The sequence below is a fragment of the Shewanella sp. genome (assembly GCF_051658185.1).
In the GTDB taxonomy this organism is placed as follows: Bacteria; Pseudomonadota; Gammaproteobacteria; order Enterobacterales; family Shewanellaceae; genus Shewanella.
Genome location: NZ_JBOFMC010000418.1, coordinates 1 through 4,674 on the forward strand (window position 1 = coordinate 1; position 4,674 = coordinate 4,674).

The 4,674-nt window shown below is 45.3% G+C and carries 3 protein-coding genes; all 3 read right to left on the bottom strand.

Annotated features, from left to right (window positions below; translation table 11 throughout):
- Positions 1-646: 646 nt before the first annotated feature.
- Positions 647-1,948 (bottom strand): DEAD/DEAH box helicase, encoded by a 1,302-nt coding sequence (locus ACRCZA_RS15400; protein ID WP_438675274.1) that lies wholly within the window; start codon positions 1,946-1,948, stop codon positions 647-649.
- 526 nt (positions 1,949-2,474) lie between these two features.
- Positions 2,475-3,722, bottom strand: coding sequence for a sodium:proton antiporter NhaD (gene nhaD, locus ACRCZA_RS15405; protein ID WP_438675275.1), 1,248 nt, complete (start codon positions 3,720-3,722; stop codon positions 2,475-2,477).
- Between the two features lie 310 nt (positions 3,723-4,032).
- Positions 4,033-4,674: OmpA family protein (locus ACRCZA_RS15410; protein WP_438675276.1), on the bottom strand; the 642-nt coding region annotated here is incomplete at its 5' end.

Genomic DNA, 4,674 nt, shown 5'->3' on the forward strand with positions numbered 1-4,674 from the left:
CAAGAGTCACTCCCCTCTTTGACTTTACCCCAAGCATTTATTCGTTTTTTAAGTAAAGCCCCCAACCTCGCTGACGGCTTATCCCCCCATGTGCATTACACCAGCCACGCCAAGCGCTCAGGTTAATTGAGCGCCAATAAGGATGTTAAACCGTCTAGTCAATGCCCTGTGCTAGGCTCAACTTTGGGGAATAGATGGTGGTCTTAGACTCTGACGAGGACGCGAAGCCCCACGAGAAAACAGCATTAAAAAATCCGAATAGGTGACCCTATTCGGATTTAAACTTATGCCAGCAAGGCTACAGCAAGAGTTGGCACCACACTAAGTCCAAGTGGAGACTCAGCTCAAGTGAAGACTCGGCCCAAGTAAACACTCACGCTCGGCGCACTTATTCCGAGCGAACCTTAATCCCGAGTTAACTTATCACAAGCGAACGATGACTTAAGCTAACAATAACTAAGCTGACGATGACGTAGGCTAACTGTTACAGAACTCCGCTCCACAAAGCCCAAATGCAATCAATTAACGTGCAATCAATTAACGTGCAATCAAGTAACGTGCCGCCATGGAAAATGCAACGGCCTGAACACGGTCAATTGCGGTTAGCTGAGTCAGTAGCACTGAATTGACCGTTGCCAACACCCACTTATTTTAACTTAGGCGCCTTGGTAGACCCTTGGCCAATTTTGACCTTCACCCGACGGCCCTGCATACTTTTTTCAGCAATGACCTGTGCGCCCACATTGTCGGTTCTTTGCTGCTTTTTCGCAAAGCTGCGGCGAGTTTGTAGCTGCTTTAACAGCAACTCACGGCTGCCAACTTCATAACCCGGAACCGACACTCGACGAATTTTCTGACCAATGAGTTTTTCAATATCCGCAAGAGTGCGCTCTTCTTCACGGCTGACAAAGGAAATGGCGACACCGGATTTGCCTGCGCGCCCAGTACGGCCAATACGGTGGACATAGTCTTCGGCAAGGAAAGGTAAATCGTAATTCACCACATATTCAAGGCTGGGGATATCTAAGCCGCGGGCGGCAACTTCTGTCGCGACCAATACCCGCACTTTGCCAGCCACAAACTCACGCAGCGCGCGGCGACGGCTACCTTGGCCCTTTTCACCGTGCACAACTTCCGATGGAATACCATCTAAATTCAATTCTTTAACTAAAGTATCAGCCGCGTCGCGGGTCGCAGTGAAGACCAATACCTGTTGCCAATTTTTCTTACCGATAAGCTCGGATAACAGCTCACGTTTACGCCGCTGCTCAACAGGATAAACCACTTGGCTGACGGTCGCGGCGGTGGTGTTTTGTTTATCGGCACTGATCACCTGTGGCTTAACCATCATCTCATTGGCAAGTTTTTTCACCGCGCTGGAAAAGGTTGCTGAAAACAACAGGTTTTGACGCTGCTTATTCACGGCCTGCAAAATCTTTTGAATATCGGCGCTAAAGCCCATATCCAGCATGCGATCGGCCTCATCGAGCACTAAAAAATCGACGTTTGAAAGGCTTAAATTACAAGCTGTTAAGTGTTCAAGTAACCGCCCGGGAGTGGCAACAATCACATCGGCACCACGTTTAAGTTTTTGCGCTTGCGTCTCAACTTTTACCCCACCGTAAATAGTTAATACAGTGAAATTAAGATACTTACTGTAGGCCACGATATTATCAGCCACCTGTGCTGCCAACTCACGCGTGGGGGTCAAAATCAATACGCGGGCATTGGATTTTAAGGTGTCAGTTGGCTTTTCTAGCATCTTTTGCAAGATAGGCAGAGCAAAGGCTGCGGTTTTGCCGGTGCCTGTTTGCGCGCTAGCGAGCACATCTTGGCCACGGCGAATGGCGGGGATCGCTTGCTGCTGAATAGGCGTCATGTGTTGATAACCGCAATCTGAGATAGCGCGCAAAATCTCGGGGGAAAAACTAAAAGATTCAAATCTCATTTTGGATTCCTGTTATTCACTTATTCAAACATGCAAGGGCCGAGTGGACCACATTACCGCTAAGGTTATTGGCCGAAGGCCTATTACCATCAAGGTATGCAGTGACACTTGGTTGGCTCATTCTGCCACACCGATTTATCAGAAAAATGGCGGGCGCGGAGTATAGCAAAATTTTTGCTTAAAACCTGAACTTTTTACATGGCAGCGATTTAGCTAGGCCACTTTGTCCGTCGCCTAGCGAAGAGGCCTAACGACAGCTCACCGACCTCTCCGATTCCAAGCTTGTCGATAGGACCTTTAACGTCGAAACAAATTTCAACGCGGTCTTTCAAATAATGAGAGGGGCCGAGCACTCGTCGTCAAGTGTTTGCTCACAGCAGCTGTAGGACGCGAATACATCATGGGAATAAAAATTAGTGCAGTAAACACGCGCGAAATAAGCATGAGCGCAGTAACTCATCGCTATACAGCATTCGGTGTTAGTACATTACTGCAGCTAACACCAAACGCCTTTAGGCAAACAGGGTTAATCAAAAATCACATTCGCTAACAGCAAGGTTAAAATATAGCCAAGGGCATAACATAAAAATAATGCCGGCACATATTTAAGGTAACTCACAAAGGTGAGTTCCTTAACCTTACTCATCGCCACAATACCGGCTGCAGAGCCAATCACTAATAAAGAACCGCCTACCCCAACGCTATAGGTCAAGCCTAGCCACTCAGGAGTATTAAGTACGGGCTCAGCTTTTAATAGGGCAGCGGTTAAGGGGACGTTATCAATTAACGCCGACCCCAGACCTGCAACAAAGTTAGAAATATTCGGATCAAAATGGGCATAGGCAGTTGCCAATAAATCGAGAGTGCCAATTTCTTTCAGCATGCCCACCAATAGCAAGATGCCTAAAAAGAACAGTAAGGTGTCATACTCTACCTGGCGAATATACTCGAGGATTTTAATTTCTTCTTTATCGCTGCGGAAAATATGGCCCACTAAAAACATAATGGATAAGCCAGTTAAAAAAGTCAGTACAGGTGGAATATCAAAGAACACGTTACACAGCATCGTCATTATGATCGTACAAACAAAAATCACAGCGATGAGCAAATCCACTTTTTCATAATGATGTTTTTGGGCAGGTAACGTCACTATCCCTTGTACTTTATGGGAAAACATCATAGCCAATAAAATAACGCTAATAGATGCGGGCAAAAATAAAATGATTAGCTCAGACATTTTGACATGACCGCTCAAAAAGATCATGAGGGTAGTTACGTCCCCCGTGATCAAAGCGACGCCCCCTGAGTTCACCGCAAAAATGATTAAGATCGCCATTCTTAAGCGAATATGGCTCTCTAACTTAAAAGTATAGAGTAATCCGACCGACACTAAGGTTGCGGTGACGTTATCACAAAAAGCCGACAGCAGAAGGGAAAATAATCCCACTTGGATCATCAATAATCTTACCGAGATGGTATGTGGAAATATTTTTTGCACCATCACTTGGATCATACCCTTTGCATTAAGGTATGCCACGAAGGTCATAGTTGACATTAAAAATAACCACAGCGTAGCAATTTCAAGTAGGTTTTCATTAAATTTATGGGCAATGACTTCTTGCGCCGCCAAATCCTGAGCGGTAATAAACAGCGTAGCCCAAGCGATACAACCAAAGAATAAGGTGGTTTTTGCTTTGTTAAGGTGGGTGATTTCTTCAAAGATAATACTAAGTAACGCCAATACCGCGAGTGATATGAGAAAAGTATGCAACATAACTGCTATCCAACGAATCAATTCTTATTGTTTTAGCCAAGAAGGTAGCAATCAGTCGCCTTATCGCAACTCCTAGCCGCTTTTGCAAACGGCATGATAAGACCATAGTTACCACAAAACAACAAGCGTTAATTAAGTCACACTTTCATCTATTTTCGCAAACAGCATCACACTAAAGATAAGGTGGCAGCGCCCTGATAACTCTCGATTAACGCTGCCTAGATTTTAAGCATATTTACGCACTGGCCGCTGAATGTAGAGCACAGTAGGCTCTTTACCGCCTATCGCGGCAATGCGCAGACTTTAGGTATTACTCAGGTAAAGATATCCGACTTTCTAGAGTATTACCTTGATTTATAATGATTTCTATCCGTCTATTTTTTTTGCGATGCTCAGGCGAATCGTTTTTAAATAAGGGTTGGGTATCAGCCAATCCCTGCACCACAATCCGACTCGGGTTGATCCCCTTATTTTTGGTAAGCACACGAACGACCGCGGTGGCCCGTAAGGAAGAGAGATCCCAATTATCGGCATAGATTTCCAAAGGCAAAGTCGCATCCGTGTGTCCCGCTATCACAATGCGCCCGGGAACCGAGGCAATAATTTCACCAATCTTGTCAATTAATGGCAAAAATTTAGGCTGTATAAAGGCTGAGCCCGAGGCAAAAAAGGTATTATTATCCCCAATACGAATAATGATGCTATCGCTGACATTATCGATTTCAATCTCTTGATTCTCTATTTCATTTTTTAATCTGCTAGAGATCATTTCTTGATATTTTTTTAACGCCTCTTGATTGTCTGCCCCGGCCAAATTCTCCTTTTGCTCAATCAGGCTTGTCGCGGCAATACTAGGCTGCTCGATAAGTTTTGGCTGTGTATTTTCACTCGTCGGCGTGCTATTAGGCTCCAGTATACTAGTGCCGCCAGGGGCTAATGAGGTCACCGCGGG